The organism is Streptomyces adustus (genome assembly GCF_009377175.1).
Classification (GTDB): Bacteria; Actinomycetota; Actinomycetes; order Streptomycetales; family Streptomycetaceae; genus Streptomyces; species Streptomyces adustus.
Genome location: NZ_VJZD01000127.1, coordinates 1 through 26,794 on the forward strand (window position 1 = coordinate 1; position 26,794 = coordinate 26,794).

At 68.1% G+C, this 26,794-nt stretch carries 20 protein-coding genes, 1 tRNA gene and 5 pseudogenes; 11 read left to right on the plus strand and 15 right to left on the minus strand.

Annotated features, from left to right (window positions below):
* Window positions 1–218: 218 nt before the first annotated feature.
* From FNH09_RS27030 to FNH09_RS48910, 3 pseudogenes are all read left to right on the plus strand, one after another.
* A pseudogene (locus FNH09_RS27030) lies at window positions 219–383 on the plus strand (IS5/IS1182 family transposase); the annotation flags it as partial.
* Window positions 368–796, plus strand: a pseudogene (locus tag FNH09_RS27035) (HAD family hydrolase); the annotation flags it as partial. The pseudogenes FNH09_RS27030 and FNH09_RS27035, both read left to right, overlap by 16 nt.
* Window positions 797–813: 17 nt before the next feature.
* Window positions 814–1,231 (plus strand): annotated as a pseudogene (locus tag FNH09_RS48910) (hypothetical protein); the annotation flags it as partial.
* On the opposite strand, the gene FNH09_RS27040 reads toward FNH09_RS48910, so the two are convergent.
* The 3 genes from FNH09_RS27040 to FNH09_RS27050 form a co-directional block, all read right to left on the minus strand.
* Window positions 1,218–1,919 (minus strand): hypothetical protein, encoded by a 702-nt coding sequence (locus FNH09_RS27040; protein WP_152892482.1) that lies wholly within the window; start codon window positions 1,917–1,919, stop codon window positions 1,218–1,220. The pseudogene FNH09_RS48910 and the gene FNH09_RS27040 sit on opposite strands and share 14 nt — an antisense overlap.
* Window positions 1,920–1,969: 50 nt before the next feature.
* The gene (locus tag FNH09_RS27045) at window positions 1,970–3,160 is read right to left on the minus strand and encodes an IS110 family RNA-guided transposase (RefSeq protein ID WP_152892484.1); all 1,191 of its coding nucleotides are present in this window, start codon (window positions 3,158–3,160) and stop codon (window positions 1,970–1,972) included.
* 317 nt (window positions 3,161–3,477) lie between these two features.
* A complete protein-coding gene (locus tag FNH09_RS27050) occupies window positions 3,478–4,332 on the minus strand; it encodes a hypothetical protein (RefSeq protein WP_338017698.1) in 855 nt (284 codons plus the stop codon).
* A 347-nt stretch (window positions 4,333–4,679) separates the two neighbouring features.
* Between FNH09_RS27050 and FNH09_RS27055 the strand changes: the two genes are divergently transcribed.
* Window positions 4,680–5,144, plus strand: a complete 465-nt coding sequence (locus FNH09_RS27055; RefSeq protein ID WP_238427133.1) for a hypothetical protein — start codon at window positions 4,680–4,682, stop codon at window positions 5,142–5,144.
* 78 nt (window positions 5,145–5,222) lie between these two features.
* Here the strand turns inward: FNH09_RS27055 and FNH09_RS27060 are convergent, their stop codons facing one another.
* The 5 genes from FNH09_RS27060 to FNH09_RS27085 all read right to left on the minus strand — a co-directional run bounded on the left by FNH09_RS27060 (window position 5,223) and on the right by FNH09_RS27085 (window position 10,781).
* A complete protein-coding gene (locus FNH09_RS27060) occupies window positions 5,223–6,641 on the minus strand; it encodes a sensor histidine kinase (protein WP_152892488.1) in 1,419 nt (472 codons plus the stop codon).
* Window positions 6,638–7,381 carry a response regulator transcription factor gene (locus tag FNH09_RS27065; RefSeq protein WP_152892490.1) on the minus strand — a complete coding sequence of 248 codons (744 nt, stop codon included), beginning with the start codon at window positions 7,379–7,381 and terminating at the stop codon, window positions 6,638–6,640. Before FNH09_RS27065 ends, FNH09_RS27060 begins: the two co-directional genes overlap by 4 nt.
* A gap of 192 nt (window positions 7,382–7,573) precedes the next feature.
* Window positions 7,574–8,179: a hypothetical protein gene (locus tag FNH09_RS27070; RefSeq protein ID WP_152892492.1), complete on the minus strand. Its 606-nt coding sequence runs from the start codon at window positions 8,177–8,179 to the stop codon at window positions 7,574–7,576.
* A 34-nt stretch (window positions 8,180–8,213) separates the two neighbouring features.
* Window positions 8,214–8,621 (minus strand): peptidase, encoded by a 408-nt coding sequence (locus FNH09_RS27075; RefSeq protein WP_152892494.1) that lies wholly within the window; start codon window positions 8,619–8,621, stop codon window positions 8,214–8,216.
* 1,971 nt (window positions 8,622–10,592) lie between these two features.
* Window positions 10,593–10,781 (minus strand): hypothetical protein, encoded by a 189-nt coding sequence (locus tag FNH09_RS27085; RefSeq protein WP_152892496.1) that lies wholly within the window; start codon window positions 10,779–10,781, stop codon window positions 10,593–10,595.
* A 622-nt stretch (window positions 10,782–11,403) separates the two neighbouring features.
* Between FNH09_RS27085 and FNH09_RS27090 the strand changes: the two genes are divergently transcribed.
* Window positions 11,404–13,989 carry an ATP-binding protein gene (locus tag FNH09_RS27090; protein ID WP_238427134.1) on the plus strand — a complete coding sequence of 862 codons (2,586 nt, stop codon included), beginning with the start codon at window positions 11,404–11,406 and terminating at the stop codon, window positions 13,987–13,989.
* A 312-nt stretch (window positions 13,990–14,301) separates the two neighbouring features.
* On the opposite strand, the pseudogene FNH09_RS27095 reads toward FNH09_RS27090, so the two are convergent.
* A pseudogene (locus tag FNH09_RS27095) lies at window positions 14,302–14,823 on the minus strand (transposase); the annotation flags it as partial.
* Between the two features lie 169 nt (window positions 14,824–14,992).
* Between FNH09_RS27095 and FNH09_RS27100 the strand changes: the two are divergent.
* On the plus strand, window positions 14,993–15,436 hold the full coding sequence (locus FNH09_RS27100) for an NUDIX hydrolase (protein ID WP_152892498.1): 444 nt from the start codon (window positions 14,993–14,995) through the stop codon (window positions 15,434–15,436).
* A 269-nt stretch (window positions 15,437–15,705) separates the two neighbouring features.
* Complete coding sequence (locus tag FNH09_RS46790) at window positions 15,706–15,843, plus strand: hypothetical protein (protein WP_156110838.1); 138 nt, start codon at window positions 15,706–15,708, stop codon at window positions 15,841–15,843.
* A gap of 370 nt (window positions 15,844–16,213) precedes the next feature.
* On the opposite strand, the gene FNH09_RS27105 is transcribed toward FNH09_RS46790, so the two are convergent.
* The 5 genes from FNH09_RS27105 to FNH09_RS49580 all read right to left on the minus strand — a co-directional run bounded on the left by FNH09_RS27105 (window position 16,214) and on the right by FNH09_RS49580 (window position 21,062).
* A complete protein-coding gene (locus FNH09_RS27105; RefSeq protein ID WP_238427135.1) occupies window positions 16,214–17,149 on the minus strand; it encodes a hypothetical protein in 936 nt (311 codons plus the stop codon).
* 224 nt (window positions 17,150–17,373) lie between these two features.
* Entirely contained in the window at window positions 17,374–17,973 is a 600-nt protein-coding gene (locus tag FNH09_RS27110; protein ID WP_152892500.1) for a hypothetical protein, read from the minus strand.
* Between the two features lie 503 nt (window positions 17,974–18,476).
* On the minus strand, window positions 18,477–19,139 hold the full coding sequence (locus FNH09_RS27115; RefSeq protein ID WP_152892502.1) for a hypothetical protein: 663 nt from the start codon (window positions 19,137–19,139) through the stop codon (window positions 18,477–18,479).
* Window positions 19,140–20,640: 1,501 nt separating this feature from the next.
* Window positions 20,641–20,715 (minus strand) — tRNA-Gln (locus FNH09_RS27120).
* Window positions 20,716–20,927: 212 nt separating this feature from the next.
* Complete coding sequence (locus FNH09_RS49580) at window positions 20,928–21,062, minus strand: hypothetical protein (RefSeq protein ID WP_274390273.1); 135 nt, start codon at window positions 21,060–21,062, stop codon at window positions 20,928–20,930.
* On the opposite strand from FNH09_RS49580, the pseudogene FNH09_RS50260 reads away from it, so the two are divergent.
* The 4 genes and pseudogenes from FNH09_RS50260 to FNH09_RS27135 form a co-directional block, all read left to right on the plus strand.
* Window positions 21,021–21,206: pseudogene (locus FNH09_RS50260) on the plus strand (transposase family protein); the annotation flags it as partial. The gene FNH09_RS49580 and the pseudogene FNH09_RS50260 overlap by 42 nt on opposite strands.
* 64 nt (window positions 21,207–21,270) lie before the next feature.
* A complete protein-coding gene (locus FNH09_RS27125; protein ID WP_338017699.1) occupies window positions 21,271–22,287 on the plus strand; it encodes an ISL3 family transposase in 1,017 nt (338 codons plus the stop codon).
* 288 nt (window positions 22,288–22,575) lie between these two features.
* Window positions 22,576–24,120, plus strand: a complete 1,545-nt coding sequence (locus tag FNH09_RS27130) for an FMN-binding glutamate synthase family protein (protein WP_152892504.1) — start codon at window positions 22,576–22,578, stop codon at window positions 24,118–24,120.
* Between the two features lie 138 nt (window positions 24,121–24,258).
* Window positions 24,259–25,041, plus strand: coding sequence for an alpha/beta hydrolase family protein (locus tag FNH09_RS27135; RefSeq protein ID WP_152892506.1), 783 nt, complete (start codon window positions 24,259–24,261; stop codon window positions 25,039–25,041).
* Between the two features lie 193 nt (window positions 25,042–25,234).
* On the opposite strand, the gene FNH09_RS27140 is transcribed toward FNH09_RS27135, so the two are convergent.
* Window positions 25,235–26,440, minus strand: a complete 1,206-nt coding sequence (locus FNH09_RS27140; protein ID WP_420802783.1) for an IS110 family RNA-guided transposase — start codon at window positions 26,438–26,440, stop codon at window positions 25,235–25,237.
* Window positions 26,441–26,794: the final 354 nt, after the last annotated feature.

The following is a 26,794-nucleotide window of genomic DNA, read 5'->3' on the forward strand; positions in this document are numbered from 1 at the left end:
TCGCGGGGTGCCGGGCGGCCAATCAGTGGAAGCCACATCATCGGCTATCGGGTGACAGCCATACCCAGCACCCCTGGGTGCTCCGATCCTACGAATGACCGGAACGGCCCACGACGAACGGTATGGATCGGGGGACGGGGCGGGGTGCGCAACGGACAGGGCTCCCGTGCCGTTGAGGGAGGTGTTCGACGTCTCAACTCAGCAGCACAGGAGCCCTGTTGGTTCCGTATCCTGCCGCACTCGACCTGCCCCATGCCCTGGTCGAGTGGGTCACGATGCTCATCGTCACCCGTGAGGGTGACCGGCGGTGCAAACTCCCGCCGCACCGCCGTGCGCTGGTCGCACTCGTGGACCTGCGTCGCCACGAGAAGAGGATCTCTACGCAGATGTTCGGCCTGCCCTGGCCCAACTGCGTGCTGACGGGTTGTGGTTGGGCATTGCCGGAAACCAGACGGTGCGGGCGGGCGCGATCCTGCGGCAGCTCTTCTCGGACGATGTCGACTTTATCGGTACCTCTAACGACTGGGGCGTCAGCAAGCCGGATGCCAAGTTCTTCCACTGCGTCGCCGAGGTGACTCCCTTCGCCTCGCAGGAGATCCTCTACGTGGGTGACCGCGTCGACAACGATCTGCGGCCGGCCGTCGCCACCGGCATGCCTACGGCACTCGTTCACCGGGACCCCTGGGCGACGATCCAGTGGCGAACGCACGAAGCCCGGCAACTGCCGACCTTCAGGGTGGACAGTCTCCTGGAGCTACCGGGGTGCATCCGCGACTTCAACAACTCAGCGCGCTGACGGTCGTCGACCAGCCCTTCAGCGACGCCCGCGGCCTCAAGGCCCACGCCGGCTCCTCACCCATCACCCGTGCCTCGGGCAAGAAGTCCGCCATCACCAGACGGTGGTTGAACGGCCGGCTCAACCACGCCGGCCTGCCCCGCACCCTGCTCTCCGGCCCGGTCCGTGCCCGGCTGCGCACCTGGGCGCGCGCCCGGCGCGGCGGCTGGGCCTTCGCCTCACTTCGGGCATCCACCGGGGGGCCAACGCCCACTACCGGCGCTGCCGCGAACAAGGCGACCAGTACGCAGCCGCCCAGTGCAACTCTTCAACCGCCTGATCGGACAGCAGTACCACTGCCTGAAGCAGGGCACGACCTTCGGCGAGTCGCTCGCTTGGAGATCCCTGCCACCAAGGGCGTTGTCCCTGCGGCTCGAGACGGTCAGCGGGGAGTGAGGCAGGCTTCGAGGGCGGCTCGCTGTTGTGGCGGCAAGTGGTCGCCGAGGGGGACTTTGCGGGGGCTGTGATCGCCCTCGCAGAGCCAGCTCTGTTCGTCATCGTCGAACCACCAGTGTTCGGCGCCCCACATGGGGTGCCCCTGAAGCAGCTGTCTGGCCAACGCCTCGCTCGCCTCGGGCGCGCCCTGAGCGGCCAGAGCCTCGACGACCGCCGTCACGGCTTCTTCCGGGATTGCCGTGTCGCCGAGAACCGGGAGAAGAAGCAGGAGGCGGGCGTGAGAGTCGGTGACGCCTGCCGCACCTGGTGGTGCCTGAAGCAGGGCGGCGAGTTCGGGCCAGCACAGCCCGGGGCCGATGCGGTCCTGATCGTCGCTGGCCAGGACGAGATCCTGGCTCCAGTCGGGATGCGTGAGGAAGTAGTCCGTGGTCGTGAACTCCTCGCCGCTGTTGAAGTGCACGATGATCGCGAAGCCGCCGGCCAGCGGCACCGTGAACATGGGCCAGGCTGACGGGTCGTGGAGCATGTCCAGCATGGCGTCCGCGTCGCCCGCGTCCGACCCGAAGGCCTCTGGTGCGAACCCCTCGGCCAGGTCCGCCAGGTACGCAGGCCAAAAGCCCGGCGCATCCAGGAGGGAATGCCCGTCCACGACGGGCGACGAGCAGTACCAGTGCCGTGCCATCACCATGCCGGCATTCTCTCCAGGTGTCCCGTCTCACCGATTCCTAATGCCGTTTGTCAAGCCGCGAGGGCCGTCGGCGGCGTGAGCTCGTAGCACCGTCCGTCGCGCAGGAGGGCCCAGAGAACATTGACGCGGCGCCGTGCGAGAGCGAGGACGGCCTGGGTATGGCGCTTTCCCTCGGCTCGTTTGCGGTCGTAGAACTGGCGGGACTCTTCGCACCTTCGGATGCTGAACAATGCGGAGGTGTAGAAGACGCGTTGGAGCCTACGGTTGTATCGCTGGGGCCGCCTCAGGTTGCCGCTGATCTTCCCGGAGTCCCGAGGTGCGGGGGCGACGCCGCCGAAGCCGGCGAGCCGGTCGGGAGTGCCGAAGATAGCCATGTCGCCGCCGGTGGCGGCCAGGAACTCGGCACCGAGGATGACGCCCAGGCCCGGCATGCTAGTGATCACTTCGAAGTCGTGGTGCTCGCGGAACCGGGCCTCGATGAGCTTGTCGATCTCGGCGACCTGCTGGTTGAGGGCCATCACCTCCGCCGCCAGCGTGTGCACCATGCGGGCGGTCAGCCTTTCGCCCGGCAGGCTGGTGCGTTGGCGCTCGGCAGCCTGGAAGGCTGTCTCGGCCAGCTGGTCGGCGCGGTGGATCTTGCGGTTGCGCAGCCACGTTTCCAGCCGCTTGCGGCCGATCCGGCGGAGGGCAGCCGGCGTTTGGTAGCCGGTCAGCAAGATGAGCGGGCCGGTGTTGGTGAGGTCGAGCGCGCGCTCCAGGCCGGGGAAGACGCCGGTGAGTTGGGCGCGGAGCCGGTTGACGGTGCGGGTGCGGTCGGCAACCAGGTCCATGCGGCGGCCGGTGAGGATCTTCAGATCGGTGACGGTCTCGTCGCCAGCCAGTAAGGGGTGCAGGTCGCGGCGGATACGGGCCTGGTCGGCAATGACGGCTGCGTCCTTGGCGTCGGTTTTGCCCTCGCCGCGGTAGCCCTCGGACGCGCGGTGGATGGCCCGCCCGGAGAGGTAGAGCACCGGTTGGTCGTGGTTGAGGAGGATCGCGATGGCGAGGGCGGCTCCGCCGTCGGCCAGGTCGATGCCCCAGGTCACCTCGTCGCCCAGGGCCAGGACGTCGGCGAGGAGTTCGAGCAGTTCGGGTTCGTCGTTGGCGACGCGTCGGGACAGCAGCCGACGGCCGCTCTCGTCGATCGCGACGCAGTGGTGGTGGGTCTTGCCTGCGTCGATGCCGGCCCAGATCGCGGCCATGTGGTGCCTCCGTGCGGTGGTGTTGCTGGTGCCTCCCGACGGACGACCTCGCTGTCGATTCCCTACTTGGCGATCATTCGCAATTCCTAATTGGCAGCCGAGTCGTCGTGGGGCGCCAGGCGGCCAATCAGTGAAAGCCACAAGCGGCAGAAGGTTGAAAGCCACACCCGACGCCCCTGGGTGGGCCAACCATACGAAGGGCTCGCCCTGTCCCGCAGAACAACGTAGGGAAGGTTGAGCGACGAATTGCGCAGGCGGCGCGAACGGCTGGTACTGCCATGCGTGTGGCCCGTCGCCGTCCGGGATCGTGCGGCATCTCAATCAGAGTCCGGGTCCTCGGCGGTGATGCGGGTCAGCAGCGTGCGGGCGTCCTGGATGCGGGGGTGGGCCGGATGGAGGAACTGCTCGCAGGCGGCCAGTGCCGAGCGGGCGGCGGCTTCCGCCTCGCTGCGGCGGCCCAGGCCGTACAGGGCTGTAGCCGTGGCAAGGTCCGCAGCTCCACTGCCGGCACGGCCCACCGGTGCGAGCCGGCGGACCTCGGCCAGCGCCTCCTCGTACCGGCCCTGCCCATTCAGGCTGTCCACCAGGACACGTTGCAGGACCGCAGCCGTGGGCTCGTCCGCCCGCGGCAGGTTCCCGCGGGCGATGGCTTCCGCCTCTTCGTAGCGGTGCTGTCCGTTCACTGCGCCGGCCAGGTAGGTCAATGCCTCCAGTTCGGTCTGCCACACCTCGGTGAGATACGCGAGACGGGTGATGGCACGCAGGATGTCCAGGGCCTCGGCCTCAGCCTCTGCACACCGGTCCTGCTGGACGAGGACCAGGACACGGTCCGACCGCAGCTCCAGCAGTTTCCCCCGCAGATGCAGCCCGCCGTCCATGTGCGCCGCCGCCGCGATCATGGCTTCCAGCTCGGGCAGCACCTGCGCCCCCCGCCCGTGGGCGATGGCTGCCGCGCAGGCAGAGGACATGGCCAGCCACGGCACGAGCCACGGGTCACCGCCCCGCACGCGCGGCGCGGCCGCAAGAGCCCTCGCCCCGGCCTCGGCTTCCTCGAACTCGCCTGCCGCGTGCAGAGCCGAGATCCGGTCGAAAACCGCCCACTGCGATGGGGCCACCTCCACCCCGTCACGCCGCTCCTGCGCGCGGTCCCACCACGTACGTATCGATCTCACAAACCGCGAGGCTACGGGAGCCCGCAACCGGCTCGTCTGGCCGGTGGGCTGCTGGGGTTGCTGTACCTCGTTGCTGTACAGGCTCGCGCTGGGTGCGGGTCTTGGTCCAGACGGGAAGCGGCCCGGCTCGGCGGCGAAACGGGGGGCCTGGGAAAGGCTTGGTCAGGGTGAGGTAAGGATTGCGCAGGTCGTCTCTTGTTCATCCCGCGGCTCTACTCGCATAGACGTGGGTGGTGGTGTCATGCCGTCAGCCGCCCGGCGTCCCTGTCCGGGCCGACCTCGCGGGAGAACCTCCTATGCGTCGCTTCACCGCTACTACTTGCGCCCTGGCTCTGGCGGCCGCAGGCATGATCGCTGTTTCGGCCGGCACTGCCCAGGCGTCGACCTGCTCCCACGCCTACCTGCCGCTGCCCGATTCCTCGTGTACGCCCGGTGCCTACAACGCGGATGTCACGCAGTCGACCATTCAGAGCACGATCTGCGTGTCCGGCTGGACAGCCACCGTCCGCCCGCCGACGTCCTACACCAACCCCCTCAAGGCCCAGGGCATCATCGACTACGGCTACTCGGACACCAACATGGCCGACTACGAGGAGGACCATCTGGTCCCGCTCGAACTCGGCGGCTCGCCCCGCAGCACCAGCAACCTGTGGCCCGAGCCCTACTCCGGCACGAAGACCGCCAGCACCAAGGACGGAGTGGAGACGAAGCTGAAGAACGCCGTCTGCGCCGGCACCATCACCCTGTCCGCGGCCCGCAGCGCCATCAAGACCAACTGGACCACGGCCCTTCAGGTCACCGGCATCGGCTGACCCTGCCGGCTGCCGGGACATGCAGGCCGAGCGTGCTGAATGTCCCGGCACCCAGCGCCGAGTTGGCCTCTGGGCCGGTCATCGTGTTCTCGCTGGTTCCGGATCTGATCGAGGTGCCCGGCCGCCGTGTGATCGCTGGCGGATCACCGGGCGCAGCCGTACGGCGACGTCGAGGCCTGTGCCGGGGGCTGGGTTGAGAGTGATGGTGCCGCCGGAGGCGTCGACGAGGTGGCGGACGATGGGCAGGCCGAGGCCCGTGCCGTCGTGGTGGGAGTCGGAGGCACGCCAGAAGCGGTCGAAGGCGCGCTCGCGGTCGGTGGCATTCATGCCGGGGCCTTGGTCGGTGATGTGGAGTTCGCCGCCCGGGATGCGGTTCAGGGTGACGGTGGTATTGGGCGGGGAGACACGCAGGGCGTTGGCGAGGAGGTTGTCGATGATCTGTTCCAGGGCTCCGGGAATCGCCCACACCTGGCCGGCAGGCGGGCCGGTGATGTCGAGGGTGACGTACTGTTCGGCGGCCAACGGCTCCCATATGGCGGCCCGGTCGGTGAGGGCGGCATCGAGGTCGACGGGTTCGGGTGTGGTGGCGGTGTTTTCCAGACGGGCCAGGGCCAGCAGCCCCTGCACCATGCGGCCGAGGCGTTCCACTTCGCCAACCGCCTCGTCCAGGCTGTGGTGGGCGCGCGGGTCGAGGTAGGGCTCGAAGTTCTCCAGCCGCAGCCGCAGCGCAGTCAGCGGGGTTTTCAGCTGGTGGGAGGCTTCCGAGGCGAATGCCTGCTGGGATTTGAGGAGTTGCTGGAGCCGGGTGGCGGTGCGGGTGAAGGAGGTGGCCAGGCTGCGCAGTTCGGGCGGTCCGGTGGTGGCGTCGGGCGGATGGATGAGGTGACCGTCGGCCAGCTGGTTGGTTGCTGCTTCCAGGGTGCGCAGGGGCCGGGTGATCCAGCGGGCCATGCTGGAGGCGACCAGGGCGACGGCCGCCAGGACGCAGGCGCCGACGAGGGCCAGGGCGCCCCAGATGCGGTGGACACGAACGGAGATCTCGTCCAGCGGGTAGGTCAGGCGCAGGGCGCCGCGGATCGTGGTGCCCGAGGCGCCGGGCATGGTGGCCGCCAGGACATCCGTGCCGTTGCTGTCGGTCGTGGTGGTGACGGTGGGCTGGTTGCGCAGGGCGCGTGCGATGTCCGCCTCGGCAGCAAGGCTGATGCCGGTTCGGCCAGCCGGGTGGGAGTCGGCCAGGACGATGCCCTGCTTGTCGGTGACGACGACCCGGCCGCCGGTGCGCCCGGCGTAGTCGCCGGCTATGTCGGGCAGTTCGCCGAGCTGGTCCTTCTCGATGTTCTCCTCGGTGATTTCGGCGAGCATGGCGGCGTCGCGTTCGATGTTCTGGGATGCGCGGGCGGTCTCACCGCGTGCGTAGATGTAGCCGAGCGGGATCTCCAGGCCGGCCAGCACGAGCAGGGCCAGGGCGAGGTAACTCAGCAGCAGCCGCCTGGTCAATGGGCCCCCTCAACGGCTGTCTGGTGGCCGGGGACGGTGAGGCGGAAGCCGACCCCGCGGGCGGTGGTGATCCAGCCCGCATCGCCGAGCTTGCGTCGCAGCGCGGCGACGTGGGCGTCCAGGGTTTTGGTGGGGCCGAAGAAGTGCGGGTCCCACACGGTGTCCATGATCTGCTGGCGGGAGTACACGGTGCCGGGATCCTGGGCGAGGTAGGCGAGGAGGTCGAACTCCCGTGGTGTCAGGGCGATGTGCTGGCGCTCGAGGTGGACTTCGCGGGTGCGGCGGTTGACGGCCAGTGGTCCCAGCGTCTGCGCGCCGGCGGCGGCCTGATGCCGCTCGGGTTCCCCGGGTGTTTGCGTGGTCCCGGTCGGCGCGTAGGCGGGCGCGACGGTGCGGCGGGTGACTGCGCGGATGCGGGCGATCAGCTCCCGTACGCCGAAGGGCTTGGCGAGGTAGTCGTCGGCGCCGAGTTCGAGGCCCACGATCCGGTCGGCTTCCTCACCTCGTGCGGTGATCATGATGATGGGGACGGCGGAGCGGGCGCGCAGGCTGCGGCAGACGTCCAGGCCGTCCATGTCGGGCAGGCCGAGATCCAGCAGCACCAGGTCCGGCGCCACTTCGGCGTCGGCAAGGCCCGCGGCTCCGGTGCGGACGTGGTCCACGGTGAACCCGTAGCGCCCCAGGCCCTCGGTGAGGGGGCCGGCGATTCGGTCGTCGTCTTCGATGAGCAGCAGCCGCATGGCGCCAGGCTCGCACACCTGTACCAGGGGAGTCGGAGAGTTGATGGGAAGCCGCCTGGGACCAGGGAGACGTACGGGGCGAGGGGGTGAGATGGTGCCGTCCGGCCGAACGGTGCGGGGATGCTGTTCGGCCGGACGGCCGTGGCGGGACGGCCGTGGCGGGACGGCGGGTGAAGCCGACCGACCGGGGAGTCAGTCGTCGGTGTGGTCGCCGTCCTCGCGTTCCTGCTCGTCCGGGCCGTGCTCTCCGGCACGCCTCCGGTCCTCGCCTGTGCCCGGCACCGTGCTCGTCGGCGTGGCCGCAGCGCCCACGCCAGCGTCGGCGCCGGGGCCGGCCGTGGGAGCTGGCGGCAGCGGCTGACCGGTCGGTGACTTCGGCGCGGAAACCTGCACGGTGCTGCCCGGGGTGGGGTCGGAGGAGACGGTATCGCTGACGGTGGACAGAGCGAACCCGAAACCGCCCAGCAGGAGCACAGCCGCCCCCGCCGCCAGGGCCGGGCTGCGGAAAACGGCCACCTGCTGCCATCCCCCCGCGCCCCGCACCTGGCCACGTTCCCTCCCGCGCGGTGCGGCTGCCGGCTGCGGGGCGTCGGCCGTCGCACCGTCGACCGCAGCCGACGCCGAGGCCGCCTCGGCGGACCAGTTCTGACCGTCCGGCAACAGCGGGTAGTCGAAGGCATCCTCCGCAAAGCGGTCCCCGTAGCTGGCCGGCGTCGGTGCACCGGATACCGCATCCGGGACCGCTGTCTCCCCGTAGTCCGAGACGTTGGCGGGGGCGTGTTCGGGGTCGGTGGGCATCGGTTCTCCCTTCGAGCGGCTCAGGCCGTAGCTGTCAGCTGGCGTCTTCGGTCTCCTCGGTGCCCTCCTTCTTGGTGTCGGTGACCTTGAAGGACGTGTCCAGGTAGACCTCGATCGAGGTGCCGTCCGCCTGCTTCACCTCCACCGCGTACATGCCGGGCTTCTCCGCGTCCTCCTCGGACTTCACGACCGTTCCCGGGTACGCGGCCAGCGCGGCGGCCTCGGCCTTCGTCTTGATCTCGCCCGTCAGCGGCGGCTCCGTCTTGCCGTCGGTGTCACCGGCCGCCTCGGCGCCACCCGTGCTCTGCGCCGACTGCTGGGTGTCGGCGGCACCGGAGCTGCCGGAGCCGGAATCGGAGCCGCCGCTGCCGCACGCGACCAGCGCGAACATCAGAACAGCAGCCGGGACGGCAAGCACGGCACGACGGGGCAGAGCACGCATCAGGATGTCTCCAAACACTGGGGAAACTAGCGAGTTCAGAGGTCTGCGGAACCGGACCTCCAAGGGACGAGAACGACCCTAGGAACCCGCCGTTGAGAGACAGCCCAGCAAACAGAGAGCGAAAGACCAGCAGATTGCCAATCTTGCGCCAGCACCAACAAACGCCCGGAGCGAGGATCACCCACGCGCCGAACGATCCCCGCCGTCGACGACTGCACCGGCCCCACCAGCGGCCGGCACGGAAGACCAAACAGGTCGATTCCAGACCGCGCCAGGGAGCGCCGATCTTCACAGACCGGGGCCACTTCGAGACGCCTCCCTGGTCCCCAATGACATCGCCGTAGCCAGCCATCTCCTTGCAGCCGGGCAGCCCTACGAACAGGTCCCATAAGGAGGGGCAGGCCCCCTGGAGATCTGCCGAAGCACCGGGCTCCAAAGCCTTGGCCAGACACGGCCTATCCCGTGGCCTCGGTCTCTTCCTTCAGCTCAGCCGACCAGGCCGTGTGACGCCGTCAGTTCTCCGACGGGATCCGCGCGGCGATCTCGCGCGCCAGCCGGTCCGCCTGCACCGGGCCGTGAAGAGCGGGCCGGGGGACGACTGCGGTCACCGGTTGCTGGCGGGGTGCGGGTCAGTGGCGGTGGCCGCGGCGGACTCGCTCCACGTCATGTGACGCACCGACGCCGGCCCGGCCTTGTCATAGGGTCACAACAAGGCCGGGCCAGCGCAGCCATTTTCGCTTGTGAGCCCTTTCACCGACATCTCATGACACCGGCGCGAGGGGTATCACGGCTGCGGCTACTTCCACTTCAGGCACACCTTTGGGTGAACCTGGAAGACCATGCACTTCTTCTGCGGATGACTCGGACGCACGAGGATCACCTGCGCCGGACGCGCGATCAACGGCTGCTGCTTCACGATCACGATTCGCGTCGGCGGCGTCGGCGGCGTCGGCGGCGTCGGAGGCGTCGGAGGCGTCGGAGGCGTCGGAGGCGTCGGAGGCGTCGGAGGCGTCGGCGGCGTCGGCGGCGTCGGAGGCGTCGGAGGCGTCGGAGGCGTCGGAGGCGTCGGCGGCGTCGGAGGCGTCGGAGGCGTCGGCGGCGTCGGAGGCGTCGGCGGCGTCGGCGGCGTCGGCGGCGTCGGAGGCGTCGGAGGCGTCGGCGGCGTCGGAGGCGTCGGCGGCGTCGGCGGCGTCGGAGGCGTCGGAGGCGTCGGAGGCGTCGGAGGCGTCGGCGGCGTCGGCGGCGTCGGAGGCGTCGGCGGCGTCGGCACGTCCAGCCCCGGCGTCTGCGGCGGCTGCACGTCCAGCCCCGGCGTCTGCGGCGGCTGCACGTCCAGCCCCGGCGTCTGCGGCGGCTGCACGTCCAGCCCCGACTGCGGGTCAGCCGACATTCCTTCTCCGCCATCGTCGCCACCTGACTGGTCAGCCAGGGCCCCGGAGGAAGCTGCCGTCGTTGCACGGGCAGGAGGTGAGGCGGCTAGTGCTTCAGTGGTGATGCCCGGCGCGAATGCGAGCGAGACTGAAATCGCTGGGCTGAGTGCGACCAGCAACCGCTTTCTGCTCATCGTTCTCCCCTTTCAGGTGGATGGTCAAATTCATGGATGTTGCAGGATGGGATTTACGTGCCACTGAATTCCCTCTTCGGACGTGATCTGTTCGAGACCGCATGGCCAGCGATCAGTGCCTTTAAGGAGGGTCCTCACACAGAGATGGCTGTGGCTGAGGAGAGGTGCAAGCCGAAGCTGCAACGTTGTTCGGGCTAGTCCCTCGCCCTGCGTAGCGGTGTTTCATGCGCGACGCCGTTGCCGTGTCTACTGCCACCTCGGGCACGACGCGTGCGTGATAAAGATCTCCTGGTCCCCAACTCCTGGGCTGAACGGTGGATTACTGAGCGACCATCGCTGCTTCACGCCATCGCATGCGACCAGCGACATCGACGTGACTATCGCGTCGGAGCGGGATCACGGGTTAATTACCGTCGGTCGATCGCCTCGTCCTTATCACGGAGTTGGGCGATGAATCGCCGATAGCAGACCGGGCAGCGATGTTCTCCGGTGTGCCAGCCGTGCTGCATGCAGAACTCGGGATCCCTCGCATCCTCGGCGAAGGGATAGCCGTCGTTGGCAAGTCCTTGGAGGTAGTCCTCGATGGTGATATTCACGATCGAACCTCACGGTTACTTAGAGAGACGGAATGGAGGTGGTGGTCAGCGTCCGGGGCGCACGGGGACCGCAAAAAGCCGGACAGGGCTGCGAAAGACCCGAAAAGCTGGCCGGTGGTTACTTAGCGTGAGAGGTGAGCGGGTAAAGACACGCGCCCATAAGCTCCGTGGTCCCGTTTACTGGGAAACCCCGCTTCCACTGTGTAGCTCGAGGTCGGAAGATGACTCCGTCGCCCTACGCTGTTGCCTCGACATGCAAAGGACTGGAGACTTCGCTCCGGGCCCTACTTGCGAGCGCAGTCGCGGAATGCCCGAAAGGGTGCCACAGCGGCAAGATATCCCTGAGTCAGTACGGAAATTGCGACGCCCGACAAGCGTTGTGCTCCATGATCGGTTTCCTTGCCTGGTGAGTCTCGCGATTCCGAGGCTCTGAAGCTCGTTGACCCGTTCAGCCTGCGCCAGCAGCATCTGGCGGCGCATCGGGTGCGCACCCCAAGTTCCACTCCGCCACACCCCACATCGCGCCTGGCACACCCCATGTATGCCGGTGCCCCCACAACCACACAGCTTGTTCTGTTCGGTTTCGGATCTTTTGCGCTGGTCCGGCATCGGGGGAGAATAGATGTTGATGGTTCTGCTGGAGCGGGAATCGGTGCTCCAGGACCTTGCTGGTCACCTACAGACGGCCACAGGCGGTCCTGGGCAGATGGCCCTCGTGCGCGGTGAGGCCGGGATCGGCAAGACCACCGTTGTCCAGCATCTGATCCGAGTGGTCCCTCCTCACGTCCGGGTCCTGATCAGCGCCTGCGACCCGCTGGTCACCCCGCGTCCTCTGGGCCCACTGATAGACCTGGCGCCCGAGCTCGACACGGCTGTGGGCACAGCGCTGTCGGAAGCGCTGACCGGCCTCGGGCGTCCTGGCGAGGTTTTCGAGTGCCTGCTGGCAGATCTGAGCGGTCAGCCCAGCCTGCTGGTCATCGAGGACGTCCACTGGGCCGATGAAGCCACCACAGACCTGTTGCGTTACCTGGCCCGGCGCCTGCCGGACCTTCCCGCGCTGATCGTAGCCACCTACCGTGATGACGAGATCGGCCCCACCCACCCGCTGACCGGTCTGCTGGGCACCCTGGCCGGCTACCGGTGGGTGTCCCGCCACACTCTGGACCCCTTGAGTCGCGAGGCTGTGGCCCAACTCGCCACCGGACACACCCTTGACGCCGAGGAGTTGTACCGCGTCTCGGCCGGCAATCCATTCCTGGTCACCGAGATTCTGTGCTCCCCCTCCGAGAACGTCCCGGCCACGGTGCGCGAGGCTGTCGCCGGCCGCCTGGTCGGTCTCTCCGACTTGGAACGCAAGGTCACCGACGCGTTGGCCGTCATGGGGCACCGGGCTTCGCTGCCGCTCGTGGCCAGCGTCATACCCGACATCGACAGCGCGCTCGAGGGCGTTTTGGCCTGTGGGATTCTGTGCACGAACGGGCAGACGATCGAGTTCCGTCACGAACTGGGCCGACTGGCAGTACTGGAGGCCGTACCCGGCTACCGACGTCTGCTCGTACATCGTCAGGTGCTGGAGGCAATGCGCCACGGCCCTGTGGCTACGGACGATCTGACGCTGCTGGCTGACCACGCGGAGGCCGCCGACGATCCGGCCGCCGTCCTGGAGTATGCGCCGAGAGCTGCCGCCCATGCCGCCGCTCTGGGCTCGTACCGGGAGGCAGCCGCCCAGTACACCCGGGCTCTGCGGTACGCCGACAGCCTGCCCCTCGACAAGCGGGCCGGCTTGTGGGAGGGCCACTCCCTGTCGTGTTTCCTGGCCCGCCAGCTGGATGAGTCGATCGCCTCCCGCCGGACGGCGGTCAGGATGCGTCATGCGCTGGGTGACGGGCAGCGCGAAGGGGAGGACCTGCGTTGGCTGTCGTACATGCTGTGGCCGGCCGGGAAGAGCGTCGAGGCCAGGGAGGCGGGCCTGGAAGCTGTGCGACTCCTTGAAAAATTCGGTCCCAGCGCGGAGTTGGCCGCGGCGTATCTGAACATGTCCATGTTCGCTGCCTATGACCACGAGGAAGCGGCAGTAGCCGATTGCCACGCCCGAAAGGCGATGGCCGTGGGCAGGCGTCCTGGCGACGCAGGGGCGGCCCTCCAGGCACAGTTCCACCCCGCGGCGGCCCGAATGCTCTGCGAAGGCAGTGGCTGGGAGGAGTGCGAACAAGCGGTATGCAGCGCCATGGCCCAGAACCTGACTCTCGATGCCGGCTTCCTGGCCTTGCTCATGTGCTGGTACACCCTCATCCAACATGACGACGCCCGTGCCAGCGCAGCCGTACAGCGCTCGCAGACCTACTGCCGCGAACACGAACTGCTCACCTACCTACACTGCACGAAAGCCATGGACAGCTGGAGGCTGTTGAACCGGGGCTCATGGAAACAGGCCCTCGACGCCGCCCACGAGGTCTTGTCCCACCCCCTCTCACCACCTATCGACCAGGCCATCGCCTCGACCGTCCTGGCCCTGGTCCGAGCCCGCGGCGGCGAACCCGACGCAGGGGCTGCGCTGGAGCAGGCAGCCCACTTCGTGGACAGAAACTGCCTGATCGATTTGGGAATCGGATGGGAGGGCCGAGTCGAGACAGCCTGGCTGGCAGGCGAAGACGACCGTGCGCGGACCGAGGCACGAGACGGTCTCGCCGCATTGGCAGGCCGCTCCCATCCCTGGCTGTCCGGCGCCCTGGCCTGCTGGATCCGCCGCACCGGAGGCACACCCCCACCGGCACCAGCGGCCGAACCCTACGCGCTGGAACTGGCCGGGGACGCAACCAGCGCCGCAGCACGATGGGACGAACTCGGCTGCCCCTATGACGCCGCCCTGGCCCGCCTTTCGGGAGACGCGCCCACGCTGCGCCGGGCACTGACCGATTTCGAAGCCCTTGGCGCCAGACCCGCCGCAGCGCGTACCCGTGCTCTGATGCGCATCCGTGGAATTCGCCCGGTCCGCTCAGGCCCCCGGGCAGCCACCCGTGCCAATCCGCACGGACTGACGAACCGGGAGATGGACGTCTTCAAGCTACTGGGCGAGGGACTTTCGGATGCGGATATCGCCGCCCGGCTGTACATCACACCCAAGACCGCCGGACATCACGTGGGCGCGGTGCTGGCCAAACTCGGCGTCCACACCCGCCACGAAGCCGCCCGCAGACTTGCGTCGTAGACGACAACATCGGCAGATACAGGCTGGTGTCCGAGAAAATACCCCAAACCGTTCGATGCCCAGCCGGACGGTAGAGCTGAGCTACGCTCTCGCGCCTCTGACAGGTCATCGCCCGCCGCCGTGCAGCGCGGTGGGAAACACCGTAAGCCATCCGCGGATGCGGCCAGCAAGAGCAGGTCGACCGCGCGGGCATGGGTATCCGCAACGCAGCTGGCCTGCATCTGATCCATGGAACAGCTACTGCCGTAGGAGGTGCTGTCGTGACGTACCGGAGGGTCTGTGTAGCGAACGGTGGAACTCGGTTGGTTGTATTCAGCGGCGTCCGGCGGTGAGTCGGCCGTCGAAAGTGATGTCGAAGGCTTGGAGTGCGGCCTTCCAGCGCATGGTCCAGCGTTTACGTCCGGTGCCGGTCGGGTCCAGACTCATGACGGCCAGGTAGACGCACTTGAGGGCAGCCTGGTCGGTGGGAAAGTGTCCCCGGGCCCGGACAGCTTTGCGGATCCGTGCGTTGATGCTCTCGATCGCGTGGGTGGTGCAGACGATCCTGCGGATCTCCACGTCGAACTGAAGGAAGGGCACGAACTCTGCCCAAGCCGCCTCCCAGAGCCGGACAATCGCCGGATACTTGCCGCCCCAGGCGTCGGTGAACTCCACGAACCGCTCCAGCGCGGCGTCCTCGGTCGACGCCGTGTAGACGGGCCTGAGCGCTTTCGCGATTTTCTCCCAGTCCTGCCGGGCCGCGTAACGGAAGCTGTTCCTCAGCAGGTGAACGACACAAGTCTGGACAATCGTCGCAGGCCAGACGGTGTTCACGGTGTCGGAGAGGCCGGGAAGTCGAGCTGTACCGCGACGCCGCGAACATCCTCGAAGACCTCGGGTCCAAGGTACTCATGATCGACAGCACCGGCATCACCCCATCGGAGGTCGCGCACCGCATCGCCGACGCGCTCCCCGCCTTCCCACTACCGTCAGATGCTTCAGCGACTCGAACCCCCCAGGAATCATGAGCGGACACCCGGCACAGCCCACCATCGACACCCACGTTCTCCTGCGCGACGGCGACAAGATCCTGCTGTCACAGAGAGGCGGCCCCTACGGCTATGGACGGTGGCATCTGCCCTCCGGCAAGCTCGACCAGGGCGAACCCCTCACCGTCGGAGCAGCTCGTGAACTGCTCGAGGAGACCGACGTCAAGGTCGACCCCGAGCATCTGGAACTGCGGCACGTCGTACACCACCGACAGGAAGACGGATCCGAACGCATCGGGTTCTTCTTCGTAGCCACCCGATGGCAGGGAACACCCCGCAACAAGGAGCCGGAGAAGTGCCTTGCGCTCCAGTGGTTCGCCGACCATGACCTCCCCGAGGACATCATCGACTACCCCAGGGCGGGCCTGCACGGCTGCCTCGCCCAGACCGGCGCCCTGACGCTGCACGGCTGGCAGTAGAGACACCACAGGTTCCACACAGACTTCTCCCGGCCAGACATACCGTCCGGCCGGGAAGAATCAGTCCCCCTACCCGCAAGCGCCCCTGGGACAGGTCTGCGTAGAGCCTGGGGGCAACAGATCACGGCCGTTGACGTTCTCCGGGCAGCGAAAGGGTGTTGGCCTCGATGTCAATCCCGTAGCGACGTGCAGGAACGGTGTGACGACCGCGACAGCACCACTACGGCGGCTGTGGAGCGCAGCGAACCGGGGATGCGGTGGCCAGGCCGATGCGCCAGGCGGGGCGCCTGGTCAGCCAGGGCAGGGCCGGGCTGCCGGTCTCGTTCGGCGGCCGATCCGCCGTGGACGCGGCGCACGAGCTGTTTCACGCCGACTGCCGTCGCCTGCTCGCGGAAGCCGCCCGCTGACCGACGCAGCAGAGCCGAACTGGCCGCTGAAAACGATGCATTGTGTGCGGAACTCGCGGCCCTGCGCAATCAGACCTAGACCGCCCTGCTGCGGGCCCGGTCGGCTGATGAGACCGTTCGGGCCGAGCGACGACAGGTGTGCGGACCGCAACTGCGGCCGGACATACGGTGAGCCGGCCGTAGAGCTCGACGAAGCCAGAGACCTGCGGACTCGGCGATCTTGACGATGGAGAGGACTTCGTCGGCCAGCGGGGATGGCTCCTTGCTGCCAGGCAGGGCATCGCGCCCGTGCTCCCCGAGGGACTGGCCGAGGGCGCCCAGGCACGAGCTCCTTGATCATTGGTGCTGTACAGCCGTGCGGTCGCCCTGGTCAGAGCTGTGGGTCGGGGCCTTCGGACTCGGAGGTCACGGTGCTCGGGCGCGGACCGGGAGCAGGGGTGCCGTCCGGGCTGGGGCGGTCGGAGTCTAGACGCGGCGTCCGGCCGCTGTGGGCGGATGATGCCGTCGTGCGCACGGGCGGCGCGGTCCCGGGGTCGGCCAGTGCTTCCCGCAGAAACGGCAGGATGCCTCGCTCCAGCAGCGCCTCCCGCCATGCCACTTTGGCCTGGGTCACTTCATCGCTCAGTCTGCCCGGCGGCCCCGGCTCGCGAGAGGGGCTGTTGTGCAGGGCGGTCAGCAACAGCCCGATACCGGCGACAAGCACAGCAGCGGCAGTGACGGCACCGAACAGCCACCCGGCCGCGATCATGTCCTTCGAAGCCGCAGACTCTCGATCGAGCACCTTGAGAAGGAAGCCGACGAGCAGGAAGATCGCCGCGGCCGCCCCTGCGAAAACCGGCGCAAGAACGGCGGTGACGGCGACGGCATCCGCGCCCGTCGACGCGGACCCCTCGGGTGCGGGGGCCGGTTCCGCGGCGTCCTCCATGCCTAGCCGTGCGGGATCGGCTCCCCGGGCTCCCACGGGTATGGGCAGGGCCGGGCTGCGCAGTTCCTCGCGGACCTTCACGTAGTGCTGGTACTCGTTCGCCGCGGCCGCCGCGATGAGAGGGGTGGCGTTCAGCGCCATCAGGCGCAGCTGTTCGGTGTTGAGCCGTTGCCCCACAGCGGCCAGTTCCGGGCGGTGAGGTGCGGAGAGCAGCGCCTCGGCGAGGATCCGCTCGTACTCGTAGCGGTCCTCGCTCAGCAGATGCTGCGGGACGGAGCTTCTACGAGCACGTGGACGCGGCCGCCGTTCGGCACGGCTGGGTGGCGGGGACGGGGCGGTCGGCTGTGTCGGCTCTTCGGGACCTGCGCCCTCCGACGGCATGGGATCGGATTGCTCGGGAACAGCAGTGTCGGACGGGATGTGTACGGTGCTTGCGGCGGACGGGCGCGCAAGGTCCGGACGTACGCGGATCCCGAGGAGGGCTGCCAGCAGCCGCCGGGAAAGAGGAAGGGTGCGCTGCTGCCCAGCCGTCGGGGGCCTGCGGCCCGGCCGGTCCGCTCCCAGCGCAGCGTGCGCAAAGCGCTTGGAGAATGAGCGGGTGGACGTCACGTGCTCTCCCCCTCACTGGCGAGCCGTCCTTGGCGCAGGGGCTGAACATCGCCTTCAGTACGCCGCGTCGTGGAACGGCTCACTGTTGGCGTCGAGTTGTCTGCGGCCGTCACGGGCCGGCCGTTCGTCCCCTGCCGTGCTGCTGGCTCGACGTGCGTACCGCCCTCGCTGTGAGCACGCTGCGGCAGGGGAAGCGTCTGCGGCAGGCTGGCGGGCTGGGCCGTGGGCTCAGCAGGGCCTGACGCGGCCGTCTGACCTGCAGTGAGCGCATCGTGCACCGACTGGATGCGGCTGAGTTGGGTCAGCAGCCCCGGGGCGGACATGCCCACCACGATGGCGGCGTATGCACCGCTGATCTGCCCGGTCGTGCCGAACAGCACGGCGGCTCCTGCGCCCATGGCGCTGTGGAGCACGGCCGCGAGGGGCTCGACCCCCACGTCGAAGTACTCCGCAAACCGGGGAGGTTCGCCTTCCCGCCCGGTCTGCCGGTGTGTGCGCCGGTCCGTCTGCCAGTCGAGGAAGCGGGCATAGGCGTCCAGCAGCCCCCGTAACACGCCACCCGTGGCCCCCAGAAGGATCAGCGCCGCCACATCCACAACGCCCCCTTGCAGATAGCGCGTCGGGCTCCGGCCAGGAGCCCGACCACGAGCGTAGAGCCGACAGGCAGGGACTGACTACTACGCCCCCGCACCCGCCCTAGGCCCGGACTCGCCGTCGCCGTCGCCGGGCAGTCCATGTTCGGTCTTCACTCCTACCGAGCAGGGCATGTCAAAGGTGCTGCTCGGTTGATTTCCCGGTCGCGGGTAAGACGGTCGACGTAGCGTTTGATGAGGCTGAGCGCCGCGCCATCCCGCCACCGGCCGCCGTCGGGAACCCGGTCCCCCGGCGCAGCGCAAGGACGACCAGGTCGTGGTCGCTGCATGGGGTGCCAGGAACCTCACCGCCCCTGCCTGCCTGTCACCGTCGGCCTCGGCCGCGGCACGCAAGGAGTCCGGGTCCACCGCTACGGGGGAAAGCGGCGGGCCCGGCCTCCTTGCCACGCTCCCACACCCCAAGCGCACGGCATTCGCGCCCCGCCGACCCGGGCCAGGAATCTTGGTCAGCTGAGGCCGAGGCTACTGAGCGCGGTCGTCCAGTCCGTGGCGATGGCCTGCTGCGCGGCGGCGAGGGTGACCTTGCCGGAGCAGACCGCGGTGTGCAGCTTCGTCTCCACCGGGTCCTTGAGGTTGTTCACCCCGGATCCCTTACGGTGGCCGGGGTCGGCAGGCTCCACCCACAGGTTCCGGGCGTCGTTGGGGTCACCGCCGAGCTGAAGACTGATCAAGTGGTCGTACTCGGCGTCCCCCATCCTGCCGGTGAATCCGTAGGAGGCCGCGTTCAGCTTCTTCTCCCTGGCCGTCACGTAGGTGGAGGGGCGCACCCCGGAGGTGTAGCCGCCCTTGCGGCAGATCGTCGACTTCAGGTTCGCCTGCGTGACGGCCGGGGAAATCGCGCCCGGCGTGCACGCCGGGTCTTGCAGCGGTTCGCGCTTGTCGTACCGGTAGTGGCACGTCCCCGCCGCCGGCTGCTGCTGGACGGTGTACTTCTTCTGCGGGCCCGCGCCCACTGCGATCGCCCGGCCTGCGCCGCCTGCCCCCGAGGATGCCGCGGGCGAGCTCACGCTCCCGGAGGGCGAAGAGGAGTTCAGCGGAGCGGACTCGCAGCCCGCGAGCAGCAGGCAGGACAGCGTCACAGTGGACACGGCGCGGAAGGTGGACGGCATGACAGCCCCTCAGGGTCAGGCGACGACTGCCCGGATGCTGCCCTACCTGAAGGGCGTCGTAGCGGGCGGGGTGGGGCGCGCAGGCGCACATCCGGCGTGCACCGCCCCAAGCCCACAGCGAGGCCCCTGGCATCGGCATGGGACAAGACCCCGTCAAGACGAGATCCTCCACCGTGACTGCGTCCCCCTGCGCAGCCGGAGCGGATACGGCAGGGTCAGACGCTGTTCGGATGGGCCTGATCAACTCCCTGCCGCTCCCACCGGCGTGACCCTCCGCTGCGGCCGAGCCGGGTGTGACCTCGGCCGGAGGCACTCTCCTCAGTCAGCGTCACCGACCAGGCTTCTCACGAGGAAGCCGCTGATCAGGCAGCCAGGTTCCGGTCCGACGCGCTGGATCTTATGTGCAAGAGCTGGCGGAGCAAGCCGTATTGCAGCGTGCCCAGGACCGGAATCCAGACGCCCGGTTAGCCGGCGGCACCACACCGATGCTCGGCTGGTCCGACGACGAGGCACTCTGAAGCACCCTCAGCCGGCTTGCGCAGGACAATGACGAACGCGTTCGGGAGATCTTCACGGCCGAACTGCAGCGGGAGGAGGCGGACGGCAAGAGGTCGGCACCTGCTCCGTGACAGGACGGCGTCGATTCTCCTCGCGAGCCACCTGGGGGTGCGAATAGCAGGTGACGGTACGTCACTGTGTCTGCTTTGGGCCAGTGTTGGATTGAACTCACATTGTCCGTTTGTGGGGCGCAAGAGGCCTTGTGTATGCCTTCCTGACAGAGTGGATCTGCCTGGGTCCAAGGTCCGATGTGTCTCTGGGGAGGGCATGTGAGTGCCGGGGCGGGCGCTATGGCTCTGTTGTTCAGTGAAGCGGAAGGCCGCATCCGGGTATCGGTGGCTGAAGCCCCGGAGGGCACACATGCTCTGTCCGTACCGGTACGTCGTGACGGGATGAACCGCGCACCGCGTAATCGCCGAGGCTTGCTGCGCATTCGGGAAGTCGACCTGGTGACTGCACGGAAGCAGCCGGCCTACGAACCCCCGGAGACTTTGGATAGCCGGCATCTGGTGTGGGTGCTCTCGGTGCAGAGGCGGTCTTGGGCCACGGTGGAGTCCCGTTTCGGAGACAGGGCGTGGGATGTAGCTCTGGCGCTGGTGCGGTGCGGAGGTGTGGTCCTGCGTTGCGCGGTTGATGACGACCTTGAGCTCGCCGGTCCGTTGTCATGGCGTCTGTCTCATTCGTGGGCATTGCAGGCGGATGAGTTGCTGCAGCCGCCGAGCCGAGCCCCGAGACCCCAGGCACCCGGCCGTATTCGGCGTTGACCGCACCGCCGCACCGGAGACGCGGATGCCGCACGCCGGCTTCAACGCCTTCGCCAACTCGGCCCCTCCGATTGCCGCGCGCCGATGATCCGCTGGGTGCCCGGGAACAGATTCTGCACCGTCATCCGACCGGGCCTCCTGGGCAGGGTCGATCGGGCGCCGGGTGGGCGGCGTCGCACTGGCTGGGATACCAGGACTCGAACCTGAACTGACGGAACCAGAAACCGCCGGGCTGCCAATTACCCCATATCCCATGGTCCCCGAAGATAGCGGGAGTAACCGGTCATCCGGGGCGCCGTAGCGCGTACCACCACGCAGTACGGCCGTGCGCCCAATCCAAGCATTCTTTCCGCGATATCCGGGTCTTCAAAGTTGAGCGGTGTGTCTTGGTCGGGCAGTTGATGTGCTGTCACGGTCGGTGACGGGGGCGGTGGCCCGGAAGTGGGAGGCCCGTGGCCGTACGTGATCATTTCTGTTCTTCAGGCAGAACGATCACGCAGGAGCCACGGGCTTGCTCAACGATACGACGCTGCTGCTCGACCTCGACGGGGTGTCCGTCGTGCGGGTCGAGCGGCTGGCCGGTGGCGGTCGCCGGGTCCACCTGGTCACGGCGGACGAGAGCGCGAGGGCGTGCCCGGCGTGCGGGGTGTTAGCCACCCGGGTGAAGGGCTCGGTCGTCACCCGGCCCCGGGACCTGCCGTACGGGGAGAACGGGCTGGAGTTGCGCTGGCACAAGCGCCGCTGGTGGTGTGCCGAGTCGGCCTGCCCGCGGGGGTCGTTCACCGAGCAGGTCCCGCAGATACCGGCCGGTGCACGGATCACCACCCGGCTGCGGGCTCGGGCCGGGCGGCGGGTGCGGGACGCCGGCTCCACCGTCATCCGCCCGCGACCTGCACCTGTCCTGGCCGACGGTGATGGACGCCTTCCGCGCCCAGGCCCGCGAGGTCACCGAGGCACCGCTGCCCGAGGTGGAGGTGCTGGGCATCGACGAGACCCGCCGGGGCAGCCCGAGCTGGGAGCAGGACCCCGACACCGGCAAGTGGCACCTGGTCCGCGACCGGTGGCACACCGGCTTCGTCGACGCGCTCGGCACCGGCGGGCTGCTCGGCCAGGTCGAGGGCCGCACCGTCCCCGATGTCCTGGCCTGGCTCGTCGCCACCCCGCTGGAGTGGAGGAAGGCCATCAAGTACGTGGCCATCGACATGTCCACCGCCTACCGGGCCGCCGTCCGCCTCGCCCTGCCCCGGGCCACGGTCGTGGTCGACCACTTCCACGTCGTCCAGCTCGCCAACAAGATGCTCTCCACCGTCCGGCGCCGCACCACCGCCGAGATCCGCGGCCGGCGCGGACGCGCCGACGACCCCGAGTGGAAGGCCCGCCGGCGGCTCCGGCGCAAGCGCGAGGACCTCACCGACGAGCAGTTCGCCGCCATGTGGAACACCCTGCTCGACGAAGGCGACATCGGCCGGCGGCTGCTGACCGCGTGGATCGCCAAGGAGAACCTGCGCACCCTCCTCGCCCTGGCCCGCACCGGCGCCGACCGCCACCGCATCGGCCACGCCCGCTGGAAGTTCCTCACCCGGTGCGCGGACTCCGACCTCCCCGAGGTGAGGCAGCTCGCGGTCACCGTCGACCGCTGGTGGCCCGAGATCGAGGCGTTCATCCACACCGGCCACAGCAACGCCAAAAGCGAGGACATCAACCGCATCATCAAGCTCGTCGCCCGCAACGCGTTCGGCTTCCGCAACGCCGACAACCAGCGCCTGCGCACACGCTGCGTCACCACCCGCCGAGCCCACGAACACCTCCGCACCGCCCAACTTTGAAGACCCGAAAATCGACATGGTTTATCGCTACCCATGTATTCCGGACTATTCGGGTGATTTACTTCACGCACCTATTTCATTGTTCAACTATGTATGGGTAGGTAGCTTTGCCGGGACCAGGACAACGGAGCGTGCGCCGTCAGCAGGCGCGGAGCGGCGGACGGTGCAAGGCCGCATTCGCCGACGGACGCTGATGCCCGCTTGGCCGTGTGCCCGCCGTCCAACGCCCAACGCGGCATAACGACTCCACCGCATCGCGATGGAGTCGTGCATCGAGGAGGAACGTTCATGCACGCCCGGAGGATCGGCGCAGCCGCCGCAACAGCGTTGGCGGTCCTGGCTGTCCGTGATGTCATCCAGAAGAAGCACGCACTGCTCCGGAACTTCCCGGTCATCGGGCACGCCCGGTACCTGCTGGAGACGATCGGGCCGGAGCTGCGGCAGTACATCGTGACCTCCAACGAGGAGGAGCGCCCCTTCAGTCGTGACCAGCGCAGCTGGATCTATGCGTCGGCGAAGGAGGAGAACAACTACTTCGGGTTCGGAACCGAGGTCGACGTCGAGCACGTGCAGGGGCACGCGTACGTAAAGCAGCGCACGTTCGCCGGCACACTTCCCGACCTGCACGACCCGCAGGCCCCGTTGCCCTCGGCCAAGGTGCTGGGCGGCCCGCGCGGGCGCGCCAAGGCGTTCCGGCCAGCGAGCGTCGTGAACATCTCGGCGATGAGCTTCGGATCGCTGTCCGGCGCGGCCATCACGGCGCTCAACAAGGGTGCGGCACTGGCGGGCACGATGCACAACACGGGCGAGGGCGGCCTCTCGCCGTACCACCGCAACGGCGGCGACCTCGTCCTCCAGATCGGGACGTCGTACTTCGGTTGCCGCAACGAGGACGGCAGCTTCAACCTCGACAAGCTCAAGGAAGTGGTCGCCGGCGCCCCGGTCAAGGCGATAGAGATCAAGCTCTCGCAGGGCGCCAAGCCAGGGCTGGGCGGGATGCTGCCCGGCGCGAAGGTCACCCCGGAGATCGCCGGGATCCGGGGCATCCCGGTCGGCAAGGACTGTGCCTCTCCGTCGCGGCACACCGCGTTCCACGACGTCGACTCGATGCTCGACTTCGTCGAGCTGCTCGCCACCGAGACTGGTCTGCCGGTCGGGGTCAAGAGCGCGGTAGGGGAGATGGACTTCTGGCAGGAGCTGGCCACGCTGATGGCGCGTGGTGACCGTGGTGTCGACTTCGTGACCGTCGACGGCGGCGAGGGCGGCACCGGGGCGGCGCCGCTGATCTTCACCGACTCGGTGTCGCTGCCGTTCCGCATGGGCTTCTCCCGGGTCTATAGCACCTTCGCCGAGCAGGGGCTGACCGACGAGCTGACCTTCATCGCCTCCGGCAAGCTCGGCCTGCCCGAGAACGCCGCGGTCGCCTTCGCTCTGGGTGCCGACATGATCAACGTGGCACGTGAGGCGATGCTGTCCATCGGTTGCATCCAGGCGCAGAAGTGCCACACCGACACGTGTCCCACCGGTATCGCCACCCAGAACCCATGGCTGGCCCGCGGCCTCGACCCGACCTCGAAGGCCACCCGGGCCGCTGTCTACCTGCGTACCCTGCGTAAGGAGCTGCTGAAGGTCTCGGGAGCTGTCGGCGTCGCCCACCCGGCACTCATCACAGCCGACGACATCGAGATCATGAACGGCGACTACGAGGCCCGCACTCTGGCGAGCGTCTACGGCTACAAGGACGGCTGGGGTGAGCTCGGCCCGCACCTCGCCGCTGAGATCACAGCACTGCTTACCACCGAGCCGACTGCCGTCCACAAGCCGGCCGTCTGACGCGCCGACAGCGGCAAGCACCGCGCTCAAGGCCAGGCTCCCCTGGCGCGGAGCACGGGCGTGGCACCAGCCGGTGTCGCCCTCACCCAGCCACCTGCCCCTACCCCCGCGACCAGTCCGTGCCGAGGCGTTCACAACATGACCGAAGAAGTGAGATTCAAGAGCGTCGTCGGCCCCAAACTGGCCGGGGCGATCGACCTGCCAGAAGGCGAGATCCGGGGCTGGGGAATCTTCGTCCACGGATTCACACTCGGCAAGAACTCGCCGGCCGCCTCGCGCGTCAGCAAGCAGTTGGCACGCGAGGGAATCGGGATGCTGCGCTACGACAACCTGGGGATCGGAGACTCCGACGGCAACTGGGGGGACGGTTCCTTCACCATCAAGGTCCAGGACACCGTCCGTGCAGCAACTTTGATGGCAGAGCGAGGAACTCCAGCGGACCTGCTGGTGGGGCACTCGTGGGGGGGCGCCGCCGCCATCGCAGCAGCAGCTGAGGCAACCGGCGTTCGCGCGGTCGCCACCATCGGGGCGCCTGCCGACCCCAGCCACGTCGAGCGACAGTACGACGCGGTCATGGAGCGCGTTCTGACCGACGGGTCGCACGAGTGGTTCGTCGGCGGGAGGACCCTGGTCCTCAAGCGCGCCTTCGTCGACGACGTCCACCATGCGAGCCTGCGCAACCGGATACGCGAGTTGCACCTACCGCTACTCGTCCTGCATTCGCCTACCGACAACACCGTCGACATCGCCAACGCCAGCGAGATCTTCCGCGAGGCACGACACCCGCGAAGCTTCGTCTCGCTCGAAGGAGCAGACCACCTCCTGACCGCACGAGGACAGGCGCAGCGAGCCGCCCACATCATCAGCGCCTGGGCCGACCAGTACATCCACAGGTCACGACCCGGAGGAAAAGACAAGTGAGGTGGCTACGAACGCAACGAAGGTCCGGTTTTGACGCGGAGACCTTGCCCAAGTCACCCTGCCCTCCCGGGGCTTGGGTCTGCTGCAGGTTCGGGTGACAGGCTGACCTGCCCCACCTCTCAGGTTCCAGTTCTGGTGGCTACTGATTCCCAATGGAGCTGTCAACTGGTGTCGGTGACAGTGTGTGAGTTTCTCAGCCGAGTGTGGCAGGGGGCGGTGGTGGGGTGGTCTGGAAGGTGCGACCGTCGCGTATCAGGGCCCACAGGACGTTCAGACGGCGTCGCGCGAGCGCGATGATTGCCTGTCTGTGGCTCTTTCCCTCGGCTCGTTTGCGTTCGTAGAAGGCTTGGGAGACGGGGCAGGAGCGGGCGGCGACCATGGCCGACATGTAGAAGACCCGCATGAGACGGCGACTGTAGCGTCGAGGGCGGCGCATGTTGCCGCTGATGCGTCCGGAGTCTTTGGGGACGGGGGCCAGGCCGGCGACGCCGGCGAGGCGGTCACAGCTGCCGAAGACGCTGATGTCACCACCGGTCTGGGCGATGAACTCCGCTCCCAGCACGGGACCGATGCCGGGCATGCTCAGGACGATCTCGGCGGCGGGGTGGTCATGAAACCGGCCCTCGATCAGGGAATCGGTCTCGGCGATCTCCTCAGCGAGGGCCATCACCTCCCTCGCCTGCTTGGCCACCATGACGGAGGCCAGCCTCTCGCCGGCGACGGCGGTGTGCTGGGCTTCGGCGGCCTCAACGGCTGTGGCAGCCACCTGCTTGTAGTTGCGGACCTTGCGGTTCTTCAGCCAGGTCGCGAGCCGGTGCTTGCCAATCCTGCGGAGCTCGGCCGGAGTCTGGTAGCCCGACAGAAGGATCAGGGCGGCCTTGGAAGTGCTGTAGTCGAAGGCTCTTTCCAGCGTGGGGAAGTACTCCAGCAGCTGGGCCCGCATCCGGTTGATCGTTCTGGTGCGGTCCGCAGCCAGGTCCAGGCGGCGGGACGTGAGGATGCGCAGGTCCACGGCGATGTCGTCGCTGCGGTGCATCGCTTCCAGGTCGCGGCGCATACGGGCCTGATCAGCAATGATGAAGGCATCCTTGGCATCGCTCTTGCCGTCGCCCCGGTAGGAGCCCGAGGCGTGATGGACGGTGCGGCCGGGGATGTAGATGACCTGCTGGCCGTTGTCGGTCAGCAGGGCGATCATCAGCGCGGCCCCGCCTGCGTTGAGATCTATCGCCCAGGTCACCGGCTCGTTGTCGCTCAGCTCCAGCACTTCGGCGATCAGCCTGAGCAGTTCGGTCTCATCGTTTGCCACCCGCCGCGACAGTCTGCGCTTGCCGTCAGCGTCGATCACTGTGCAGTGGTGTGCAGCCTTGCCGGCGTCTGTGCCAGCCCAGAGTTCGGGCACCTTCACCCCCGAGAGCGTTCCAGTTCAAGTCCCAGCAGACGACCTCGCCAGCGTGTCCTTACCAAGCGATCTTGCCGCGCATCCCAATCAGTGGCCGAGTCGTCGCGGGGCACTGGGCGGCCAATCAGTAGAAGCCACACGTTCGGCATGACTTTGACAGCCACACCCGGCACCCCCCGGGCCTCCCGATCCTACGAGTGACCGGAAGCAGCCCACCAACAACGTAACGGTAGTTCGTTAAATCCGGCGGTAGAGGTCGATGCCGTGTCCGGTGGTGACCGCGTCGATCAGGGCCTGGAGCTCGGAGGGTGGGTCCGTGTCCGTCCAGGCTCGCCACCAGCGGTTGAGGGTGAC

Excerpts from the sequence above, each read along its gene's own strand:
- FNH09_RS27135 (WP_152892506.1), top strand. The coding sequence starts at position 24,259 with ATGACCGAAGAAGTGAGATTCAAGAGCGTCGTCGGCCCCAAACTGGCC.
- FNH09_RS27075 (WP_152892494.1), bottom strand. The coding sequence starts at position 8,621 with ATGCGTGCTCTGCCCCGTCGTGCCGTGCTTGCCGTCCCGGCTGCTGTT.
- FNH09_RS27090 (WP_238427134.1), top strand. The coding sequence starts at position 11,404 with ATGTTGATGGTTCTGCTGGAGCGGGAATCGGTGCTCCAGGACCTTGCT.
- FNH09_RS46790 (WP_156110838.1), top strand. The coding sequence starts at position 15,706 with ATGCGCCAGGCGGGGCGCCTGGTCAGCCAGGGCAGGGCCGGGCTGCCG.
- FNH09_RS27115 (WP_152892502.1), bottom strand. The coding sequence starts at position 19,139 with ATGCCGTCCACCTTCCGCGCCGTGTCCACTGTGACGCTGTCCTGCCTG.
- FNH09_RS27040 (WP_152892482.1), bottom strand. The coding sequence starts at position 1,919 with ATGGTGATGGCACGGCACTGGTACTGCTCGTCGCCCGTCGTGGACGGG.
- FNH09_RS27130 (WP_152892504.1), top strand. The coding sequence starts at position 22,576 with ATGCACGCCCGGAGGATCGGCGCAGCCGCCGCAACAGCGTTGGCGGTC.
- FNH09_RS27055 (WP_238427133.1), top strand. The coding sequence starts at position 4,680 with ATGATCGCTGTTTCGGCCGGCACTGCCCAGGCGTCGACCTGCTCCCAC.
- FNH09_RS27045 (WP_152892484.1), bottom strand. The coding sequence starts at position 3,160 with ATGGCCGCGATCTGGGCCGGCATCGACGCAGGCAAGACCCACCACCAC.
- FNH09_RS27105 (WP_238427135.1), bottom strand. The coding sequence starts at position 17,149 with ATGCCGTCGGAGGGCGCAGGTCCCGAAGAGCCGACACAGCCGACCGCC.
- FNH09_RS27065 (WP_152892490.1), bottom strand. The coding sequence starts at position 7,381 with ATGCGGCTGCTGCTCATCGAAGACGACGACCGAATCGCCGGCCCCCTC.
- FNH09_RS27070 (WP_152892492.1), bottom strand. The coding sequence starts at position 8,179 with ATGCCCACCGACCCCGAACACGCCCCCGCCAACGTCTCGGACTACGGG.
- FNH09_RS27100 (WP_152892498.1), top strand. The coding sequence starts at position 14,993 with ATGAGCGGACACCCGGCACAGCCCACCATCGACACCCACGTTCTCCTG.